The following is a 20,553-nucleotide window of genomic DNA, read 5'->3' as shown; positions in this document are numbered from 1 at the left end:
AGAACGGACGGTCAAATCACCGCCATGCGATACATGAAGATACTGGCTCTCGGCGTCGTTTTCGGGTGGGCTGCAAGCCTCCCGGCCGAGGCCTCTTCCTCGATCTGGTACAACTCGGAGGGCGGCAAGGTCCGGCTGGTGACCACCGGCAAGCCCGACGAGGCCGGCAAGATCCACGGCGTGCTCGACATAGCGCTGAAGCCCGGCTGGAAGACCTATTGGCGCGATCCGGGCGATGCCGGCGTGCCGCCGCAGCTCGACATATCCGGCAGCACCAACATCGCCGACGCGCAATTGTCTTTCCCGCCGCCGCAACGTCATGACGACGGCTACGGCAAATGGTCCGGCTATGATCGTCCGGTGTCGCTGCCGGTGACCTTTACGGTGTCTTCGCCCGGCCAACCGGCGACCATCGACGCCCATGTCTTCCTCGGCATCTGCGAGACGATCTGCATTCCGGTGCAGACCCGGCTCAGCGTCGATCCCGCGTCAGATCCCGACAACGCGACCGACGCGGCATTGGTCAAAACCGCGCTTGCGACGCTGCCCTCCCCGGCGCGGCCCGATTTCGGCATCAACGTGCTGCCCGGCGACCACGAAACCCTTGTCGTCCAGGCGCAGTCGCCCGGCGATCCGGAATCCGTCGACTTCTTCATCGCCGGCGAGCGCGACTACATGTTCGGCGCGCCGGTGCGCAGCGAGAAGGACGGCAAGCTCGTCTTCACCGTGCCGATCCTCGACCGGCCATCGGCGACGCCGACCGATGGCGGGCTCTATTACACGCTGACCAGCGCCGAGGGCTCGGTGGACGGGTTGCTGCCTTTCCCTTGATCCAGCATCAGCGCAACGGTTGCGGGAAGCCGTCCGGTCCGATATCGAAGGCGTCGATCTTCCCCATCTCGCAAGCGAGGAACCCATGACCATTTCGGTTGGCGAAAAACTGCCCGCATCGAGCTTCAAGGTGATGACCGCCGACGGCGCCAAGCCGATCACCGGCGATGAGATCTTCGCCGGCAAGAAGGTGGTGCTGTTCGGCGTCCCCGGCGCCTTCACACCGACCTGCAGCAACAACCATCTGCCTGGTTATCTGGAGAACCATGACGCCATCCTGGCGCGCGGCGTCGACACGATCGCGGTGGTTTCGGTCAACGACGTCCATGTCATGGGCGCCTGGGCGCACTTCACCGGCGGCGAAGGCAAGATCCTCTACCTCGCCGACGGCAGCGGCGATTTCGCCAAGTCGGTCGGGCTCGACAACGATCTTTCCGCGGCCGGAATGGGCCTGCGCTCGAAGCGCTTTTCGATGATCGTCGACGACGGCAAGGTCACCGCGCTCAACCTCGAAACCAAGCCGGGCGTCGACGAGAGCGGCGCGGCGAAAATCCTCGAGCAGCTCTGATGCTCGACATCGCCTGGCGCGCGGCGGCGATTGGCATCGGCGCCACGGTGTTCATGGATATCTGGGCGATCATCCTCAACAAGGCGATCGGCCAGCCCTTGCCGAACTGGGGGATGGTCGGGCGCTGGGTCCGGCATCTGCCGGAAAAGGTCTTTCACGATGATATCGGCAAGGCGGCGCCCTATGCGCATGAAAAAGCGCTCGGCTGGGCGTTCCACTACCTCGTCGGCATCGTCTACGGCGTGATCCTGGTGGTGCTCGTCGGCGCGGGCTGGCTGGCGGCGCCGACCTTCCTGCCGGCCTTCATCCTCGGCATCGTCACCGTCGGAGCTGGCTGGTTCCTGCTGGCGCCGGGCATGGGTGCCGGCTGGGCGGCATCCAAGCTCCCCAATCCGACGAAGGTGCGCGCGCTCAACCTCGTGGCGCACACCGTGTTCGCGCTCGGCATGTTCTCGACGGCGCTGCTGATTCGGTGAGGCGGCAAAACGGGCGGCTCCCGCTCACGAGCTAACAGGCGTTCCGCGCCGCTACCGCCAACTTCCTCCGAGCCTCCTTTCGGAGGACGTGAAAATCCAAAGGCTCTGGTTTCCCGCTCGCCTTGCCCTCGTCCCAGAGCCGCTGCAGCCGGCGCAAATCTTTTTGATTCAGTTCGCCTCTACCTGGCAACGGTGCGCGCATCCTCAGTAGCTCTGTGTAGAGCGCCGGGGCGCGCGTTTGCCGGTTGGAGCGGCTTTCTGTGGCGCGGCCACGACCGGCGCAGGCCTTGCAAGCTTCGGCTTGAATGGCGCCATGCCTTGCCTGGCCAGTTCGTCGGCGCGTTCGTTTTCCGGATGGCCGGCATGGCCCTTCACCCAGTACCAGGTGACCTTGTGGCGCCGGTTGGCCTCGTCGAGCGCCTGCCAGAGCTCGCCATTCTTGACCGGCTTCCTGTCGCCGGTCTTCCAGCCATTCTTCTTCCAGCCATGGATCCATTTGGAGATGCCGTCCATGACGTATTTGCTGTCGGTGTAGAGGTCGACCGTGCAAGGTTCCTTCAGCGCGTTGAGCGCGGTGATGGCGGCCAGCAGCTCCATGCGATTGTTGGTGGTCTCGGCCTCGCCGCCGTACAGTTCCTTGGTGACGCCGTTGTAGCGCAGCACGGCGCCCCAGCCGCCAGGTCCGGGATTGCCCGAGCAGGCGCCGTCGGTGAAGATCTCGATCTTTTTGTTCATGTCAGCCCGTATTCGGATGGCGACCTGATCGCGCGGTGGAAGCGCATGCGGCGGATATATTCGGTCGGGTCGCGCTTCATCACCAGTCCGCCATCGGGAATGGTCAGCCAGTCATAGAGGCGGGTCAGCATGAAGCGCAGCGCCGAGCCGCGCGCCAGCATCGGCATGGCCGCCTTCTCGTCGCTTCCAAGCGGTCGCACCGACTGATAGCCGGCGAGCAGCGCCGTCCCCTTGGTCAGGTTGAAGGAAAAATCCTTCTCGAAGCACCAGGCATTGAGGCAAGTGGCGACGTCGTAGGCGTAGAGATCGTCGCAGGCGAAATAGAAGTCGATTAGCCCGGACAGCTTCTCGCCGAGGAAGAACACATTGTCCGGGAACAGGTCGGCGTGGATGATGCCCTGCGGCAGGCCGGTCGGCCAGTGGCGCTCGAAATCGCGAAAGTCGGCATCGACCTCCGCCGCAAGGCCCGGCTCGACCTCATCGGCGCGGCCGCGCGAGGCCGCCCATAGCTTGCGCCAGCCATCGATCGCCAGCGCGTTCGGCCTTCTCATCTGAAAATCCTGGCCGGCGATATGGAGGCTGGCGAGCGCCTTGCCCACTTCCGCGCAATGCGCGGCGGCCGGCCGCCTGAGCGACAGGCCTTCGAGGAAGGTGATGATGACGGCCGGACGGCCGGCGAGCGTGCCGATGACGGTGCCGTCATGCGCGGTGACCGGCAGCGGGCAGGAAATGCCTTTTCGCGCCAGATGACCCATCAGGCCAAGGAAGAACGGCAGGTCGGCCTTGTCGACCCGCTTCTCGTAAAGCGTCAGGATGTAGGAGCCGGTCGAGGCGTGAACCAGGAAATTGGAATTCTCGGTCCCTTCGGCGATGCCCTTGTAGGACAGGAGTTCGCCGACGGGATAGGCTTTGAGGAATGCGGTCAACTCGCCTTCGTTGACGTCGGTGTAGACGGCCATCCGCTTTCACGCCGCTCCATTGACGAAGGCCATGTCGGCCGCCGTCAGTTCGACATCGCGCAGTACCCGCATCACCGGAAAATCCTCCGTTTCGGTGGCCGTTATCGCCAGATCGATGGTGACGTCGAAGCGCTGCCGGAACGCGTCGATGATCTCGTCGACGATGATCTCCGGCGCCGAGGCGCCGGCCGACAGGCCGAGCGTCCTGATCCCGGCGATCTCATCCCACGGAATCTCGGCGGCGCGCTGCACGAGAAGCGACATGGTGGCGCCCGCGCGCTCCGCCACTTCGACAAGGCGGCGCGAATTGGACGAATTGGGCGCGCCGACGATGAGGAAGAGATCGGCGCCGGCGGCCGTCTCCTTGACCGCTTCCTGGCGGTTGGTGGTGGCGTAGCAGATCGATTCGGCCGCAGCCGCGTGCAGTTCGGGAAATCGCTCCTGGAGCGCCCGGATGATGCCGGCGGTGTCCTCGACCGACAAGGTCGTCTGGGTGACGAAGCCCAGCGCCGACGCATCGACCGGCACGAAGCGCGCCGCGTCGGCCTCGGTCTCGATCAGCGTCACGGCGCCTTCCGGCAATTGGCCCATGGTGCCGATCACCTCCGGGTGCCCGGCGTGGCCGATCAGAAGCACATGGCGGCCGAGCCGCTGGTGGCGCATCGCCTGCTTGTGCACCTTGGAGACGAGCGGGCAGGTGGCGTCGAGGTAGAAGAGATTGCGCGCCTCGGCATCGGCCGGCACCGATTTCGGCACGCCATGCGCCGAAAAGACCACCGGCGACTGGCGATGCTCCGGCGGGATCTCGGAGAGTTCCTCGATGAACACGGCACCGAGGCTCTGCAGCCCTTCAACGACGTAGCGGTTGTGCACGATCTCATGGCGGACATAGACCGGCGCGCCGTATTTCTTCAGCGCCAGCACGACGATCTGGATGGCGCGGTCGACGCCGGCGCAGAAGCCGCGCGGCTGGCAGAGCCTGATCGTCAGCGGTGGCTTTTTCTCAATCATGAATTCTGGCCGGTTAAGTCGGAAACTATCTCTTTGTTTTGACGCAATTCCGGACGGAAAACCGCTCACACTTTTCCTGGAATTGCTTCAGGCGAAATGAGGCGTGCACCCCTGCCCTGTCAAGAGCGCGGGCTTCACGCTTCCTTTGCCGGGCGGCGCAGCCTCAGGATCAGCACGGCGGCGAGAGCCGCAGCCAAGCCATACCAGGTGACCGCATACTGGAGGTGATTGTTGGGCAGGTCGATGATGGTGACGCCTCCGACCGGCAGGCCGCCGGGGTTCGGCGTCTTGTCGGCATCGATGAAGAACGGCACCAGCACGAAACCGGCGGGCAAGCCGGCGGTCGCGGCCATCACGTCGCGGTCCTTCCAGTAGAAGATGTTCTTGGCAACATCATTGTCGGGAAGCATCATCGACGGTTTGCCCGGCAGCGGATTGCGGGCAAGCCCGGTCACCGTCACCTTGCCGGTAATCTCGCCCTGTTGGCGCCTGGCCGGATCCTTGAGATCGTACGGGACGAAGCCGCGATTGACGAGCACGAAGCGGCCGTCCTCAAGCAGCAGGGGCGTGTAGACATTGAAGCCGCTGTCGCCTTCCCAGGTCGAAAAGAAATGCCGTTCGCCCTGGTGCAGGAAGGTGCCTGTCACCGTCACCGGGGTGTAATCGACATCGTGGGAAGCCGCGAATAGCTTCTCGACGTCGGCCAGCGGCAACGGCGCGGAATGAGTCCGCTTGTCGATGGTCGCGAGCAGGTATTCCTTCCAGTGCAGGCGCTGGATCTGCCAGGTGCCGAGCCCGATCAGGATGGCGAACAGGACAAGGCCGAGGCCGATGAGCAACGCCGAGGGCGGCCGCGAACGGCCGGCCGCCGAACCGGTCGCCTCGGTCATTCGTGGGATTCCAGCCTGCCCTCGGAGGCTTTCTTCGAGTACTGCAAGGTGATCAGCACGCCCTTGATCAGGCGCAGCGCCGTCAGGCAGAGCACCAGCGCCAGCGGTATCCATAAGATGAAGTGCAGCCAGAGCGGCGGGCTGAACGTCACCTCCATCCAGAGCGCGAGGCCGACGACGAGGAAGCCGATGATCAGAATGACGAACACCGCCGGCCCGTCGCCGGCATCGGCGAAGGAATAGTCGAGCCCGCAATTGTAGCAGCGCTTGCCGACAGTGAGGAAACCCGAGAACAGCTTGCCTTCGCCGCAACGCGGGCAGCGGCCATGCAGGCCCGCCGAGATCGGGTCGATGGGCGGCCAGATCGCCTTGTCTTCGCTCATACCGGCACCGTAGACCCTTTCGCTTGAAAAGATAAGGCGGCCACGTCGCCGCGGCCGCCCGTTGCTCCAAGCAAATTCCGCAAAAGCCGCTACGCTTTTCCCGGAATTGCCTTTTTATCAGTGGCCTTCGATCAGCGCGCCGTTCGAAGCCCAGACATAGACCGCGCTGAACAGGAACAGCCAGACCACGTCGACGAAGTGCCAGTACCAGGCGGCCGCCTCGAAGCCGAAATGCTGCTTGGGCGTGAAGTCGCCCCTTATCGCGCGCACCAGGCAGACAGCCAAGAAGATGGTGCCGATGATGACGTGGAAGCCGTGGAAGCCGGTCGCCATGAAGAAGGTGGCGCCGTAGATCGATTCCTTGAACGCGAAGGGCGCGTGCATGTACTCGTAGGCCTGCACCATGGTGAACAGCATGCCGAGGCCGACGGTCAGCACAAGGCCGTTGATCAGGCCCTTGCGATCGCCATGCAGCAGCGCGTGATGCGCCCAGGTCACGGTCGTGCCCGACAGCAGCAGGATGATGGTGTTGTAGAGCGGCAGGTGGAAGGGGTCGAGGACCTCCATGCCCTTCGGCGGCCAAACGCCGCCGGTGAAGGCGGTGCGGGCATACTGGTTTGCCTCGCCGGGGAACAGGCTGGCGTCGAAGAAGGCCCAGAACCAGGCGACGAAGAACATCACCTCGGAGGCGATGAACATGATCATGCCGTAACGCAGATGCAGCGACACGACGCGCGTGTGGTAGCCCTCATGCGCTTCCTTGATGGTGTCCGACCACCAGGCGAACATCGTGTAGAGCACGATGATCATGCCGATGAAGAACAGCCACGGATTGGCGATGTTGTGACCGAAGACCGGGAAGTTGCCGCCCTTCAGATACTGCATCAGGCAGACGCCGCCGATGGCGGTGACCAGTGCGCCGACCGAACCCAGGAATGGCCAGGGGCTCGGGTTGACGAGATGGTAGTCGTGGTGTGGTTTTGCGTGCGCGTCTGCCATATCAACCCCCGAGGCTTGCTTCGGTATCGGAAACTTTGTTGGTGCTGCTGCCAGCGGCCGGAGCCGACGAGGCGACCGGCTGTTTCTCTTCGACCGGGAACATCGTGTAGGACAGGGTGATGGTCTTCAAGTCCTTGAGTTCCGGCACATTGACGATGTCTGGATCAACATAGAACACGACCGGCATGTCCAGCGTCTCGCCAGCCTTCAGCGTCGTGTCGGTGAAGCAGAAGCATTCCACCTTGTTGAAGTAGGCGCCGGCCATTTCCGGCTGCACGTTGAACGAAGCGCGGCCGGTGATGGGGCGGTCGAACTTGTTGGTGGCGCTGTAATGCGCCTGCGTCGTCTCGCCGATCTTGATCGTCACCGAGCGGGCGACCGGCTCGAACTGCCACGGAATGCCGTTGGTGTTGGCATCGAAACGGATGGTGATGTCGCGGTCGAGCACGCGGCCGGCATATTGCTTCTCGGCACGCTGCGTGGTGCCGCCATAGCCGGTGACCTGGCAGAACATCTTGTAGAGCGGCACGGCAGCGTAAGCCATGCCGACCATGCCGGTGAAAAAGGCAAGGCACACGGCGGCGACGATGCCGTTGTTCAGCTTGCGGGACTTGCTCAGCTCGCCCCCCATCAGCCGCCTCCCAACAGGCCCGAGCCGGTGAGGCTGGCGCCCTGGTGGCCGAAGCGCACGATGGTGGCGGCGTAGAAGATGACGACCAATGCCGCCAGCGCGACAGCGATGGCGATGGACCGGTTGCGGCGCGCCTTCTGCTGGCGTTCGGTCAACGTGACCAGTTCGAGCTTCTTGTCGGCCACGGTCATGCTCCCCCCATCATGAGGGCGCGCCCGACCACACAGTCGACGAGATAGGCGGCGAAGATGGCGAAGAGATAAAGCAGCGAGTAGCCGAAGAGCGCCTTGGCCGGCTTCATCGCGCGATCGCCGTCGGCCATGCCAAGTACTTTCCAGGCATACCAGACGAAGCCCGCGCCGAGGACGGCCGAGATGACGCCATAGGCGGCCGTGGTGTAGCCGAGCGCCCAGGGCAGAACGCCGACCGGCGCCAGAATCAGCGCATAGGCAAAGATCTGCCGGCGGGTCGAGGCATGGCCGGCGACGTTCGGCATCATCGGGATGCCGGCGCGGGCGTAGTCGTCGGACTTGAACAGCGCCAGCGCCCAGAAATGCGGCGGCGTCCACAGGAAGATGATCAGGAACAGGATCACGCTTTCCAGGCTGACCGAGCCCGTCACGGCGGCCCAGCCGATCACCGGCGGAATCGCGCCGGCAGCGCCGCCGATGACGATGTTCTGCGGCGTCCAGCGCTTCAGCCACATGGTGTAGACGACGGCGTAGAAGAAGATGGTGAAGGCAAGAAGCGATGCCGACAGCCAGTTGACCAGCACGCCGAGCGTCATCACCGACAGCACCGACAGCACCAGGCCGAAGGTCAACGCCTCACCCGGCGTGACGCGGCCGGCCGGCACCGGGCGGCCGGCGGTCCTGGTCATCACGGCGTCGATGTCGGCGTCGTACCACATGTTGAGCGCTCCGGAAGCGCCTGCGCCGATGGCGATAGCCAGGATGGCGATCATCGCGAGCAGCGGATTGATGGCGACCGGGGCCGCGACAAGGCCGACAAAGGCCGTGAAGACCACCAGCGACATGACGCGCGGCTTCAACAGGGCGAAGAAATCGCCCGCGGTCGCTTCCGACATGCGAAAGCCCGCTTCCTCCGTCAATCTGTTTCCGGCAAGGGCCATGCGTACTTAAAGTCCATCATTCCGTTGGCCAAGACCGCCGGACACGCCGGCGGCCTCGTATGCGTCGGCAGGCGCCGCCTACTTGATCTTCGGCAGCTGTTCCCACTGGTGGAACGGCGGCGGCGAAGGCAGCTGCCATTCGAGCGTGGTGGCACCCTCGCCCCACGGATTGGCGCCCGCGACGCGCTTCTTCTGGAAGGCCTCGAACACGCCATAGAGGAAGATCGCGACACCGACGGCCGCGATGTAGGAGCCATAGGACGACACCATGTTCCAGCCCGCAAACGCGTCCGGATAGTCGACGGTGCGGCGCGGCATGCCGGCGAGGCCGAGGAAGTGCTGCGGGAAGAAGATCAGGTTGACGCCGACGAAGGTGACCCAGAAGTGGGTGTTGGCGATCACCGGCGAGTACATGTAGCCGGTCATCTTCGGGAACCAGTAGTACCAGCCGGCGAAGATGGCGAACACCGCGCCCAGCGACAGCACGTAGTGGAAGTGGGCGATCACGAAATAGGTGTCGTGCAGCGAGCGGTCGAGGCCGGCATTGGCCAGCTGAACGCCGGTGACGCCACCGATGGTGAACAGGAAGATGAAGCCCAGCGCCCACAGCATCGGCGGCTTGAACGAGATCGAGCCGCCCCACATGGTGGCGATCCAGGAGAAGATCTTCACGCCGGTCGGCACCGCGATGACCATGGTGGCGAACACGAAGTAACGCTGCGTGTCGAGCGAGAGGCCGGTCGTGTACATGTGGTGCGCCCAGACGATGAAGCCGACGGCGCCGATCGCGACCATGGCGTAGGCCATGCCGAGATAACCGAAAACAGGCTTCTTCGAGAAGGTCGAAACGATGTGGCTGATGATGCCGAAGCCCGGCAGGATCAGGATGTACACTTCGGGATGGCCGAAGAACCAGAACAGGTGCTGGAAGAGCAGCGGGTCACCGCCCTGATCCGGCACGAAGAAGGCGGTGCCGAAGTTGCGGTCCGTGAGCAGCATGGTGATGCCACCCGCCAGGACGGGCAGCGAGAGCAGGAGCAGGAAGGCGGTGATCAGCACGGCCCAGGCAAACAGCGGCATCTTGTGCAGCGTCATGCCGGGAGCGCGCATGTTGAAGATGGTGGTGATGAAGTTGATGGCGCCGAGGATCGAGGACGCGCCGGCGATGTGGATCGACAGGATCGCCAGATCCATCGCGGGCCCGGGCTGACCGGACGTCGAGAGCGGCGGGTAGATCGTCCAGCCGCCGCCAACACCGAAGGCACCCGGGGCGCTCGGCACGAACATCGAGGAGAGCAGCAGGATGAAGGCCGGAGGCAGCAGCCAGAAGGAGATGTTGTTCATGCGCGGGAAAGCCATGTCCGGCGCACCGATCATGATCGGCACCATCCAGTTGGCAAAGCCGCCGATCAGGGCCGGCATGACCATGAAGAAGATCATGATCAGGCCGTGCGCGGCGCCAAAGGCATTGTACATGCTCTTGCCGCCGTCGATGGCGGCGTCGCCCTGCATGCCGTAGACCATCTGCGCCAGACCGCTGAAGATCTGGATGCCCGGCTCCTGCAGCTCCATGCGGATGGCGACCGAGAGCGCGCCGCCGATAATGCCGGCCATGATCGCGAAGATCAGGTAGAGCGTGCCGATGTCCTTATGATTGGTCGAGTAGACCCAGCGGACCCAGCCATGCGGCCTGTGGTCGTCGTGATCGTGAGCTGCAGCCTCTGCCATGTTCCGCTCCGTTCCCTAAATCTTGCTAACTCGCGGCATCAGTTGCCGGCGGCCGCTACCTTGTTGGTACCATCGATCTCGGCCATCAGCGCCTTGTTGGCGGCAGGCACGTCGGTCTTGGCTGTCTCGAGCCAGGTCTTGAACTGCGCATCGGAAACGACGCGGACCGCGATCGGCATGAAAGCGTGGTCCTTGCCGCAGAGCTGCGAGCACTGGCCGTAGTAGAGGCCTTCCTTCTCCGCCTTGAACCAGGTCTCGTTGGTGCGGCCGGGAACGGCGTCCATCTTGATGCCGAAGGACGGCACGGCGAAGGAATGGATGACGTCGGTCGCGGTGATCAGCACCCGGGTCGTGGTGTTGACCGGGACAACCAGCTCGTTGTCGACCGCGAGCAGGCGCGGATAGAGGTTGCGATCCTCCTTGCCGGCCTTGGCACGGTCGCCATCCTGCAGAACCGCCGAGTTGAACGAGAAGGTCTTGTCGACCTGATACTCGTAATCCCAGTTCCACTGGTTGCCGGTCGCCTTGACGGTGAGCTTGGCTTCTTCCGGCGGCGTGTACTGCGCGGTGAGCAGCTGGAAGGAAGGAATGGCGATGAGCAGGAGCACGATCACCGGCCCGACCGTCCAGATCACCTCGATCAGCGTGTTGTGGCTGGTCTTGGACGGCACCGGATTGGCGCTGGCGCGGAACTTGACGATGCAGACCAGCAAAAGCACCAGCACGAGGACGGTGATCGGGACGATGAACCACATGGTGTAGTTCCCGAACCGCTCGATCTGCCGCATCATGTCGGTCGCCGGAGCCTGGAAGGTCACCTCCCATTCCCGCGGCTGGTCGGCACGGGCCGCGGCACCGGAGAAGAGCACGGCCGAAGCTGCCGTACCTGCCAAGAATTTAGCGCTTGCCAGGAATTTCCTCATCGCCCTCTCGTCTCCCGCTTCCCGCGATCTTGTCGCACCAATAACGGACGATGCCGGGATTGGGAATCCCGGTCTGTCCCTGGGTGGTTCAAACCATACTCTTTTTCCCTCCGCAAGAAAGGAGCGGAGGAAACCGTGCGGCATTTTTGCGCGCAACACGAAGGCCGTGTTCGGCGCCCGCCACGCTATATGCGCGGCGGCCCCAATTCGGGCGAATTTGCTTTGGAAAAGCACGCAATTGCCGGTATCGGGGCGCACCGGCGACGGTCTCGTCCTTTACTTGGCCCGGGCGCAGCTTAAAGTGCCGTGATTCGCAATGGAGCCGTCATGACTTCCTGGCTTTCGAGAACCTTGGCGAAGGTCGTTCTTGCCGTCGCCTTGCTCGGCGTCGGCATAGCCGTTGGCGCCGCCGCCGCGCCGAACAACGCCACGCCGCCCAGCGGCACGGTGAAGTCGACGCATGGCGCATGGTCGATCATCTGCGATACGCCGGCGGGAGCGACCTCCGAGCAATGCGTGATGATGCAGAACGTCGTCGCCGAGGATCGTCCTGAAATGGGGCTTTCGGTCGTGGTGCTGCGCACCGCCGACAACAAGGCCGAGATCCTGCGCGTGCTGGCGCCGCTCGGCGTTCTGCTGCCCAACGGCCTCGGTCTCAATGTCGACGGCAAGGATATCGGCCGCGCCTATTTCGTGCGCTGCTTCCAGGACGGCTGCTATGCCGAGGTGATCCTCGAAAAGCCACTGCTCGACACGTTGAAGAGCGGCACCTCGGCCACCTTCATCGTCTTCCAGACCCCGGAAGAAGGCATCGGCATTCCCGTCGACCTGAAGGGCTTTGCGGAAGGCTTCGCCGCCCTACCTTGATCTTCTTGCCCATGCGCCGCTTCCGACGCCGAGGTCGGTGGCGAATGCGCGTTTGGCGGCCAGGAGGTTCTATGCGCGCGTCGCTGTCCATTTCCATTGCCGGTCTGGTGTTGGCCGGCGCGGTTTCGGCAGCACGGGCGCAGGATGCCGACGTTCTCCAGCAGCCCGACCCAGCGACGATCCTTGAAATCGCCAAGGGCTTCGGTTCGGCCAGGATAGAGAAGGACGACAATGGCGATCCGATGATTGCCGGACGGATCGAGGGCGTCAAATACGTGATCTATTTCTACGGCTGCGAAGACCACGAGAACTGCAGGTCGCTCCAATTCTCGACCGGCTACACCGACCCGCTGACCGCCGACCAGGCCAATGCCTGGAACGCAAGATACCGCTGGGTGAAGGCCTATTCGGGCGGCGGCTCGAATTTCAAGATGGATGTCAGCTTCGCCGGCGGCATCACCAAGGCCAATCTGGAGGAGCAGTTCTCCAACTGGAACGCGATGGCCGGCAACATCAAGGACTTCGTCAACGGCAAGTGACGGCGTCGCAATCGCCGGCTTCATTCTCGTTGGCGATTGTGCGACGGCAGCTTCGCGCCTACATCCGTTGCACGATTTTGTTCCCACGAATGGATTTGCCATGAACAGCCTGATCGGCCAATTCGATATTTCCGACGATCGCGTCAAGGAGATCGTCACCGAGACCATCAAGGGCGCCGACGATGGCGAGCTGTTCCTCGAATACAGCGAGAGCGAGGCGCTGATGTTCGACAATGGCCGGCTGAAGACGGCCAATTTCAACACCGACCAGGGGTTCGGCCTGCGCGCCGTAGCCGGCGAGGCCACCGGCTATGCGCATTCCAGCGATCTTTCCGAAGCCTCGCTGCTGCGCGCGGCCGATGCCGTCTCGGCGGTCAAGGGCGGCTATTCCGGCACGCTTGCCGGCGCGCCGGCCCGCACCAACCGCCACCTCTATGGCGACGAAAACCCCATCCCCTCGCCGTCTTTCGAAGCCAAGGCCAAGCTGTTGCAGGAGATCGACAGCTGGCTGCGCGCGAAGGATCCGCGCGTGCGTCAGGTGACGGCCTCGCTTGCCGCATCCTGGCAGCATGTCGAGATCGTGCGCGGCGATGGCCAGATCGTGCGCGACATCCGCCCGCTAGTCCGGATCAACGTGTCGGTCGTGGTCGGCAGCGGCGACCGGCAGGAGAGCGGCTCCTACGGGATGGGCGGCCGCAAGAGCTTCGGCGAGTTCGTCAGCGAGGAAAGCTGGAAGCATGCGGCAAGCGAGGCTCTGCGGCAGGCGCTGGTCAATCTCGAGGCGGTTCCAGCGCCCGCCGGAACGTTCGACATCGTGCTGTCCAGCGGCTGGCCGGGCGTGATGCTGCACGAGGCGGTCGGCCACGGGCTCGAGGGCGACTTCAACCGCAAGAAGACATCGGCCTTCGCCGGCCTGATGGGCCAACAAGTGGCGGCGAAGGGCGTCACGGTGGTCGACGACGGCACCATCCCCGAGCGGCGCGGCTCCCTCACCGTCGATGACGAAGGAACGCCTTCGGCGTGCAACGTCCTGATCGAGGACGGCAAGCTGGTCGGCTATATGCAGGACCGCCAGAACGCCCGGCTGATGGGCATGAACGCGACCGGCAACGGAAGGCGCGAGGGCTATGCCCATCAGCCGATGCCGCGCATGACCAACACCTACATGACCGCCGGCGACATGGAGCCGGAAGAGATCATCGCCTCGGTCAAGAACGGCATCTACGCCGTCTCCTTCGGCGGCGGCCAGGTCGACATCACATCGGGCAAATTCGTGTTCGGCTGCACCGAGGCCTACATGATCGAGAACGGCAAGGTGACGCAGCCGATCAAGGGCGCGATGCTGATCGGCAACGGTCCGGACGCTATGCACCGCGTCAGCATGATCGGCAACGACATGAAGCTCGACAACGGCATCGGCATGTGCGGCAAGGCCGGACAGGGCGTGCCGGTGGGCGTCGGCCAGCCGCATCTCAGGATGAACCAGATGACGGTGGGCGGCACCAGGGTTTGAGGCACCGGAGCATTCCGATATCATGGCCCGCGAAAACAGCGGGTTCGCAATTCCGGTACCTCGGCCATGTCCAAGATCGTCATCCTGACGGGCGCCGGCATTTCGGCGGAATCGGGTGTCGCGACATTCCGCGATCCCGACGGCGTCTGGGCTAAATTCAACCTCGAGGATGTCGCGACGCCGCAGGGCTTTGCCCGCGACCCCGCGAAGGTCCAGGATTTTTACAACATGCGGCGGCGCCAGATGGGCGCGGTCGAGCCCAATGCCGCGCATGCGGCGCTGGCCGTGCTCGAACAGGCGCTGCCGGGCAAGGTGCTGGTCGTCACGCAGAACATCGACGACCTGCATGAGCGCGCCGGCTCACGCAGTCTGATCCACATGCATGGGGAACTCGGGCGCGCGCTTTGCCTTGGCTGTGGCGAAAGCAGCGCATGGGTCGACGACATAACTGTCCAGTCGCAGTGCCCGGCCTGTGGTGCTGGAGGCAGGTTGCGGCCGGACGTCGTCTGGTTCGGCGAGATGCCCTACCGCATGGAAGAGATCGGTGATGCGTTGACCGGCTGCGACCTCTTCGCGGCGATCGGCACCAGCGGCAATGTCTATCCCGCGGCGGGTTTCGTGGAGGAGGCGCGCGCCGCCGGCGCCTTGACGGTCGAGCTCAACCTGAAATGCGCCGGCTGGGCCTCGCGTTTCGACGAGCAGATCGAGGGACCGGCCACAGAGGTCGTGCCGGCCTTCGTCGAGCGCATTCTGTCCGGCAAGGGCTGACCATTGCGTTTTCCGGCCGTAGGCCGCCTGCTCGCTCCTTGAAGTGAACACAATCGTGTTAGGACATTATTAATTGTTTAATTGGCCGGGCTGGCGTTTGCGCATTAGCCTGTCGCCAGTCTCCTCGTTGCGGTGGTGTTGGCAGTGAAGCGATCCCCTTGCGTCCCGACCTCTTCCTTCCTGTTTGGCCTTGTTTCGTTGATTGGTGTTTCATCGTTCTGTGTCAGCCCAGCAGCGGCGCAGTCGTCGCTGTTCAAGCTAACGTCGACACGACCTGCCGCCAGTTCCGCCACGGTCGGCGCAAGCACCAGCGTTCCTTATGGCTGGCTCGATTTCTGTCATCGCCGGCCGAAGGAGTGCAAGGTGCCCGCCTTGCCTGCCGCGAGCGTCAAGCTGACCGCGCAGAACATGAGCATCCTCAAGCGGATCAACCAGAAGGCCAACCGCTCCATCAAGCCCGTCAGCAACTACGACCACTGGGGCACGATGATGGACCACTGGGACTATCCGACTGACGGCAAGGGCGACTGCAAGATCTACGCGCTCTACAAGCGCAAGCTTCTCCAGGAGGCAGGCTTCCCCCGGCAGGCGCTGCTGATGACGGTGGTGCGCGACCTGAGCGGCGAGGGCCATACCATCCTGACTGTGAAGACCGACAAGGGCGATCTCGTGCTGGACAATCTGGTCGACGAGATCCGGCCCTGGAACGCGACCGGCTATTATTTCGTGAAGCGGCAGTCGCAGCAGAACCCGAACATCTGGGTTTCGCTCAACCAGCGCGGCGGCACGGCGAAACGACTGTCGCCGAGTTCATAGCCGACATTTGCCTGCTTCGGCCATCTCCGGCGGATTGACACGCTGCGGACCCACGACCGGCCGATCCGCGGATTGATGAGCCGGGAAGCCCCGCCCATCGATCGAAAAGCTGCCGTCCCGCCTGCGCCTAAAGCGCGTCGCGATCCTTCGGATTCGTTCCATGCGCTTTAGGTCTTCGATTTTACGCATGTCTTTATCCCGAAACCGGTTCCCACTTTCGGGAGACATGCTTTATTGCTTGCAGGGCGGCTCGCCCGGAAGACCGCAGCTCGCCTTCTTGTTTCCCTGCTGCGGCTGCGGCTTGGGCTGCTGCTCCAGCCGCTTCTCCTGCGGCTGGACCTGGAACTTCGGCTGCGCATGGAATTCGGGCTTTTCCTGTGTGGACAGCACCTGCGCGTTCGGTTTGTTGACCTTGAAATTGCGCTGGACATCGACCTCGCCGCCGGCCGGTTCACCGCCCAGCTTGCGGAGCTTCTTGCCCTTGTCGTTGCCGAAGACTGCGCCCTGCCCGTTTGGAACCAGGGTCTCGCCGGCAAGGTCCTTGCGCGTGAGCCGCTTCGGTTTGCCGCCATTCTGGTCGGACAGGCTCGTCGGGTTGTTGTTCCCAAGCTTGTCCTGCACCGTCGGCTTATTTGTGGCAGGCACGCCGTTGACGGCAGGCAGCTTGCGGAATTTGCCCTTGCCGGTCTGCACCTCAGTGCCCTGACCGGTGACGACTTCGCCCTGCTTGCCGAGCGTCTTCAGGCGGCTGTCCGCCGCCGCCGGCTTGCCGTTGACGAGCGGGAGCGTCTTGCCGTTCACGAGCGGAACCGTCTTGCCATTCGCGAGCGGAACCGTCTTGCCCTTGGCGAGGGGCAGCGGCTTGCCGTTCACCAGCGGCAGCGTCTTGCCGTTGGCTCCCGGCAAGGCATGCTCGGTCGCAAGCTTCTTCGACAAGGGCGTTTCCAGGGGCGTCACCAGGCCGGGCTGCTTGCCTTGCTGAAGCACGGCCTTCTTCTGCAGCAGCGGCGGCAGCGCCACCTTGGTGGCCAAGGCGGCGGCGCCCAGCCCGGCCGCGCCGGCGGTCAGCTTCTGGCCGGTGGTCAAGCCACCGCCCTGCCCCGCCTGGTTGTTCTCGTTGATCACCGTGTTGTTGATGATCGTGGTGTTGTGGATGTTGTTGAAGATGATGTTGTCCGGCGGCGGCACGATGTCATGCGGCGGGTTGATCCACCTCGGGAACGGCACGAAAACCGGCACTGGCAGAACAAAAACCTCGACCGGCGGCGGCGGCGGCGCCAGGACGATGAATTCCGGCGGCGGCGGCGGCAGGAAGATCACCGCGACCGGCGGCGGCGGATCGAAATCGAAATCGGGATCGTCGAAATAGAGCACCGGACGGTCCACATAGATGATTTCCTCCGGCGGTGGCGGCGGCACGTCATAGACGATGATGGAGAAGCTCGGCGGCGGCTCAAGCTCGGCGTCGAAATGCTCGAGCCGGCGGCGCGCGTCCCAGGCGTGCGGGCCGTGCGGATAGCGCTTGAGGTAAGACCAGTAGGCCTCGGGCGTGTCGCGCATCCAGGTCTGACGCCAGGTGATCGCCTCGCGCCGCGCCGCGATGATGGCGCGCACGCGCTTGGCCATCGGATCGTGCGGATAGGCGACGAGGAAATCCTCGTAGCCGCGCATCGTGTCGCGGTCGAGGGCCGCGACATAGGCGTCATGGGCGTCGAAATCGCGGATCTCCCTGGTGCGGTCGGCCTGGGATTCCGCTTCGGAAACCTGCGGTGGCGGCGCATCCGGCGCGCGGTCGAAGAAAACGAAGGGCGCGTCGATTTTCGAGGCGTCCCACGGCACCTGCGCGCCTTGCGTGACCTCGTTGACGCGCAGGCGGGTGCGGTCGAACACATCCTCGAGCGACAGGCCGCCATCGCGCATCATCTCGGCGAGCGCCTGGGCGTAGGCCCCGTACGGCCCTTTGCCTTCCGGAGCCGCCGTGCCCGGCGCGGCGTTAAAGGCGATCAGCATGTTCGGGTCGGGATCGACCAGCGCGAGACCGCCGGCCAGCGGCTGGTCCGACTCGGGAGAATCATTCGGCCGCGCCGCGTCGAGCACGACGATGTTGACCTTGTTCGGCAAGGCGGCGAGCGGCCTGGTGAGGTCGGAAACCCGCACCGCCTGGATCGGCACGTCGGCCGGATTGGCGATCTTGGCGTCGACCGGCAGGAAATAGTTCTCGCCCTCGAACTGCGCGCCATGGCCGGCCAGATAGACGAAGACGACCGCGTCGGGACCGGCGTCCGAAACCTTGGCCAGGAAATCGCGATAGGCGCCGCGCAACGATTCCTGGTCGACATCGCGGGCGCCGACCACGTCGAAGCCGGCCGCCTGCAAGGTCTGCGCGATCAGTCCGGCATCATTGGCCGGCGTTGCCAGTTCGCCCGATGGATAGGCGGCATTGCCGATGACGAAGGCGAGGCGTTTTTCCCCCTGGGCCAACGCGCCGGTCGCCGAACCGGCCGCGAGGATGATGAGGACAAGCGAAGCGAGGAGTTTCTGGAGCGTGCGCATTTCAGGCCCCCCTGGATAAAAGCAACCAACGCTGACAGGGCCCTTCCTCTTCCCCCAGCGATTGCGAATAGATCGGCGCAAAGAGGCGGCTTTGCGGCGCGACTCCGGCGGCCCGCGCGCAAGCGGCGACTTCAACAAAATGTGATCGAAGTTGCTTCGGCTATCGGCGCCGCTTCGGCTTCTCCAAAAGCGCCACGGCCTCGACATGCGACGACCACAGGAACTGATCGATCGGCGTGACACTCTTCAGCGCATAGCCGCCGTCGATAAGGATGCGCAGATCGCGCGCGAGCGTCACCGGATTGCAGGACACGGCTGCGACCAGCGGCACGTCGGAACGGGCGATCTGCTTCGACTGATCCTCGGCGCCGGCGCGCGGCGGGTCGAAGACCAGGCCGTCAAAGGCGTTCAACTCCTTGAAGGTCAGCGGCCTGCGGAACAGGTCGCGGCGTTCGCTGGTCACCCGCTTCAGGCCGGTGGCGAAGCGGTAGGCACGGTCGAGCGCGGCAAGTGGCGCGGCTTCGCCTTCGACGGCATGAACCTCGGATTTCGCCGCCAGCCTGAGCGCGAAGCTGCCGCAGCCGGCAAACAGATCCGCGACCTTCTTCGCGCGCGACAGATGCTGGCCGACGAGGCCGGCCATCGCCTGCTCGGCGGCTTCCGTGGCCTGCAAGAAGGCGCCGGGCGGCACGGCGACGGCGACCGGTCCGAACTGCACCACCGGCTTCTTCGGCTCGACGACGATCTCGCCATCGACGGACAGCCTGGCCAGGCCTTCGGCCATGACGAAGTTGGAGGCGATGCGGCGCTGGTGGTCGCCAAGCTTGCCGGCATCATGGACGGCAATGTCGAGGCCGGAAGCAGTGACGGTCACCGTCATATGAAACGCTTTCGGCGTGGCGCAGACCAATCCGGCCAAGGCGCGCAATTTATCGAGCGCCGCGACGATCGCCGGAAGCGAGATCGGGCATTCCTCGATCGGGATGATCTCCGACGACAGCGCGCGCACGAAGCCAAGCAGCATGCCGGCCTCGGTGCGCCTGGCGCTGAAGGTGACACGGCGGCGGCTGTGCGGCGCGCAAGGCACCAGCGCCTCGATCTCGCAAGCGATGCCCTTGGCCTTCAGCGCCTGCACGACCTTCTCGCGCTTCCATTGCCGGTAGGCTTCGGCCTCGTAGTGCTGGAGCGCGCAACCGCCGCATTCGGTGAAATGGCGGCAGGCCGGGTCGATCCTGAGCGGCGAGGCTCCCAGCACCGACATCAGCGTGGCGCGGTCCTTCTGGCGCGCGGCGGTGACCGTTTCGCCGGGCAGCGTGAACGGGACGAACACCTCCCCGCCCTCGGCATTGGCGATGCCGTCGCCCTGCGAGCCCAGCCTGGCGATGGTGAAGCGTGTGCTCATCAAGCGTCCTTCATGGCAGCCAGCAGGAACTCGCGGTTGCCGTCGCCGCCTTCGATCGGCGAAGGGTGCAGCCCGAGAACCCGCCAGCCGGGAATGCCGGCGAGCCAATCGCGCAGATTCCCGGCAATGCGCACGCCATCGTCCGGATCCTTGAGCAGCCCGCCCTTGCCGATCGCCTCGCGTCCGGCCTCGAATTGCGGCTTAACCAGAAGAACTGCCCTGGCTCCCTCGCCCGCCAGTTCCAGCGCCGGCGGCAGCGCCAGCTTCAGCGAGATGAAACTGACGTCGCAAACCAGGAAATCGGGAACGCGGCCGCCGAGATCGGCTGCCGTCAGGTCGCGGGCGTTCAGCCCTTCGATCACCGTCACGCGCCGGTCGCCGGCAATGTCGGGGTGTATCTGGCCGTGGCCGACATCGATCGCCGTGACATGCGCCGCGCCGCGTTTCAACAGCACTTGGGTGAAGCCGCCGGTCGAGGCGCCGATATCGAGCGCCTCGCTGCCGGCAGGATAGAGGCCGAAACGGTCGAGGCCGGCGATCAGCTTCAATGCCGCGCGCGACACATAGGCCTGGGCAGGATCGTCGATGGCGACGACACAATCCGCCGCGACGGGTTGGCCGGGCTTGCGCGCAATTGTGCCGTCAACCGTCACCGTGCCGCGCTCGATCGCGTCGCGGGCGCGCGAGCGGCTGGCGAACAGGCCGCGCCCGACGAGCAATTCGTCGAGCCGCTGGCGCTGGCTTGATGGCAAAGGGGAATTCATCGGCCTTCATTGGCGAAAGCCGGGCGCGAACGCAATGGGTTGAATACCGCGCACGAGGCTGCAAC

22 protein-coding genes are annotated in these 20,553 nt (G+C 64.4%); 8 read left to right on the top strand and 14 right to left on the bottom strand.

The window, feature by feature from the left end; translation table 11 throughout:
* The first annotated feature begins 24 nt into the window (after nt 1–24).
* From EN852_RS05665 to EN852_RS05655, 3 genes are all read left to right on the top strand, one after another.
* Nucleotides 25–831, top strand: coding sequence for a protein-disulfide reductase DsbD domain-containing protein (locus tag EN852_RS05665; RefSeq protein WP_127875426.1), 807 nt, complete (start codon nt 25–27; stop codon nt 829–831).
* Between the two features lie 85 nt (nt 832–916).
* Nucleotides 917–1,399, top strand: a complete 483-nt coding sequence (locus EN852_RS05660; protein ID WP_127875427.1) for a peroxiredoxin — start codon at nt 917–919, stop codon at nt 1,397–1,399.
* On the top strand, nt 1,399–1,875 hold the full coding sequence (locus EN852_RS05655) for a DUF2938 domain-containing protein (RefSeq protein ID WP_127875428.1): 477 nt from the start codon (nt 1,399–1,401) through the stop codon (nt 1,873–1,875). The genes EN852_RS05660 and EN852_RS05655 overlap by 1 nt, the downstream gene beginning before the upstream one ends.
* A 204-nt stretch (nt 1,876–2,079) precedes the next feature.
* Here EN852_RS05655 and rnhA read toward each other — a convergent pair whose 3' ends face one another.
* From rnhA to coxB, 11 genes are all read right to left on the bottom strand, one after another.
* Nucleotides 2,080–2,610 carry a ribonuclease HI gene (rnhA, locus tag EN852_RS05650; RefSeq protein ID WP_127875429.1) on the bottom strand — a complete coding sequence of 177 codons (531 nt, stop codon included), beginning with the start codon at nt 2,608–2,610 and terminating at the stop codon, nt 2,080–2,082.
* Nucleotides 2,607–3,569 carry a homoserine kinase gene (locus EN852_RS05645; RefSeq protein ID WP_127875430.1) on the bottom strand — a complete coding sequence of 321 codons (963 nt, stop codon included), beginning with the start codon at nt 3,567–3,569 and terminating at the stop codon, nt 2,607–2,609. Before EN852_RS05645 ends, rnhA begins: the two co-directional genes overlap by 4 nt.
* A 6-nt stretch (nt 3,570–3,575) precedes the next feature.
* A complete protein-coding gene (ispH, locus tag EN852_RS05640; RefSeq protein ID WP_042641772.1) occupies nt 3,576–4,580 on the bottom strand; it encodes a 4-hydroxy-3-methylbut-2-enyl diphosphate reductase in 1,005 nt (334 codons plus the stop codon).
* Between the two features lie 134 nt (nt 4,581–4,714).
* On the bottom strand, nt 4,715–5,470 hold the full coding sequence (locus EN852_RS05635; RefSeq protein ID WP_189545734.1) for an SURF1 family protein: 756 nt from the start codon (nt 5,468–5,470) through the stop codon (nt 4,715–4,717).
* Nucleotides 5,467–5,853, bottom strand: a complete 387-nt coding sequence (locus tag EN852_RS05630; RefSeq protein WP_112125877.1) for a DUF983 domain-containing protein — start codon at nt 5,851–5,853, stop codon at nt 5,467–5,469. Before EN852_RS05630 ends, EN852_RS05635 begins: the two co-directional genes overlap by 4 nt.
* A gap of 117 nt (nt 5,854–5,970) precedes the next feature.
* Nucleotides 5,971–6,852: a cytochrome c oxidase subunit 3 gene (locus EN852_RS05625; RefSeq protein WP_127867085.1), complete on the bottom strand. Its 882-nt coding sequence runs from the start codon at nt 6,850–6,852 to the stop codon at nt 5,971–5,973.
* A 1-nt stretch (nt 6,853) separates the two neighbouring features.
* On the bottom strand, nt 6,854–7,483 hold the full coding sequence (locus EN852_RS05620; RefSeq protein WP_127875431.1) for a cytochrome c oxidase assembly protein: 630 nt from the start codon (nt 7,481–7,483) through the stop codon (nt 6,854–6,856).
* Nucleotides 7,483–7,674, bottom strand: a complete 192-nt coding sequence (locus EN852_RS05615) for a hypothetical protein (RefSeq protein ID WP_112125881.1) — start codon at nt 7,672–7,674, stop codon at nt 7,483–7,485. The genes EN852_RS05620 and EN852_RS05615 overlap by 1 nt, the downstream gene beginning before the upstream one ends.
* A complete protein-coding gene (locus tag EN852_RS05610; protein ID WP_127875432.1) occupies nt 7,671–8,615 on the bottom strand; it encodes a heme o synthase in 945 nt (314 codons plus the stop codon). The genes EN852_RS05615 and EN852_RS05610 overlap by 4 nt, the downstream gene beginning before the upstream one ends.
* A gap of 78 nt (nt 8,616–8,693) precedes the next feature.
* Nucleotides 8,694–10,343 (bottom strand): cytochrome c oxidase subunit I, encoded by a 1,650-nt coding sequence (gene ctaD / locus EN852_RS05605; protein ID WP_127867082.1) that lies wholly within the window; start codon nt 10,341–10,343, stop codon nt 8,694–8,696.
* A 38-nt stretch (nt 10,344–10,381) separates the two neighbouring features.
* Nucleotides 10,382–11,266, bottom strand: coding sequence for a cytochrome c oxidase subunit II (gene coxB, locus EN852_RS05600; protein ID WP_127875433.1), 885 nt, complete (start codon nt 11,264–11,266; stop codon nt 10,382–10,384).
* Nucleotides 11,267–11,593: 327 nt separating this feature from the next.
* Between coxB and EN852_RS05595 the strand changes: the two genes are divergently transcribed.
* The 5 genes from EN852_RS05595 to EN852_RS05575 all read left to right on the top strand — a co-directional run bounded on the left by EN852_RS05595 (nt 11,594) and on the right by EN852_RS05575 (nt 15,769).
* Entirely contained in the window at nt 11,594–12,133 is a 540-nt protein-coding gene (locus EN852_RS05595) for an invasion associated locus B family protein (protein WP_095816318.1), read from the top strand.
* A gap of 71 nt (nt 12,134–12,204) precedes the next feature.
* On the top strand, nt 12,205–12,672 hold the full coding sequence (locus EN852_RS05590; RefSeq protein ID WP_189545733.1) for a YbjN domain-containing protein: 468 nt from the start codon (nt 12,205–12,207) through the stop codon (nt 12,670–12,672).
* 100 nt (nt 12,673–12,772) lie between these two features.
* Complete coding sequence (gene tldD / locus EN852_RS05585; protein WP_127875435.1) at nt 12,773–14,185, top strand: metalloprotease TldD; 1,413 nt, start codon at nt 12,773–12,775, stop codon at nt 14,183–14,185.
* Between the two features lie 66 nt (nt 14,186–14,251).
* On the top strand, nt 14,252–14,953 hold the full coding sequence (locus tag EN852_RS05580) for an NAD-dependent deacylase (RefSeq protein ID WP_127875436.1): 702 nt from the start codon (nt 14,252–14,254) through the stop codon (nt 14,951–14,953).
* A 132-nt stretch (nt 14,954–15,085) separates the two neighbouring features.
* A complete protein-coding gene (locus EN852_RS05575) occupies nt 15,086–15,769 on the top strand; it encodes a transglutaminase-like cysteine peptidase (protein WP_348643422.1) in 684 nt (227 codons plus the stop codon).
* 231 nt (nt 15,770–16,000) lie between these two features.
* On the opposite strand, the gene EN852_RS05570 is transcribed toward EN852_RS05575, so the two are convergent.
* The 3 genes from EN852_RS05570 to EN852_RS05560 form a co-directional block, all read right to left on the bottom strand.
* On the bottom strand, nt 16,001–18,322 hold the full coding sequence (locus tag EN852_RS05570; RefSeq protein ID WP_127875438.1) for a caspase domain-containing protein: 2,322 nt from the start codon (nt 18,320–18,322) through the stop codon (nt 16,001–16,003).
* A 160-nt stretch (nt 18,323–18,482) separates the two neighbouring features.
* Nucleotides 18,483–19,724, bottom strand: coding sequence for a class I SAM-dependent RNA methyltransferase (locus tag EN852_RS05565; RefSeq protein WP_127875439.1), 1,242 nt, complete (start codon nt 19,722–19,724; stop codon nt 18,483–18,485).
* Nucleotides 19,724–20,488, bottom strand: a complete 765-nt coding sequence (locus EN852_RS05560) for a TlyA family RNA methyltransferase (protein ID WP_127875440.1) — start codon at nt 20,486–20,488, stop codon at nt 19,724–19,726. Before EN852_RS05560 ends, EN852_RS05565 begins: the two co-directional genes overlap by 1 nt.
* Nucleotides 20,489–20,553: the final 65 nt, after the last annotated feature.

The organism is Mesorhizobium sp. M2E.F.Ca.ET.209.01.1.1, assembly GCF_004010375.2.
Classification (GTDB): Bacteria; Pseudomonadota; Alphaproteobacteria; order Rhizobiales; family Rhizobiaceae; genus Mesorhizobium.
The sequence above is the reverse complement of the archived record's forward strand: the minus strand, read 5'-3'. Positions and strand labels throughout refer to the sequence as shown.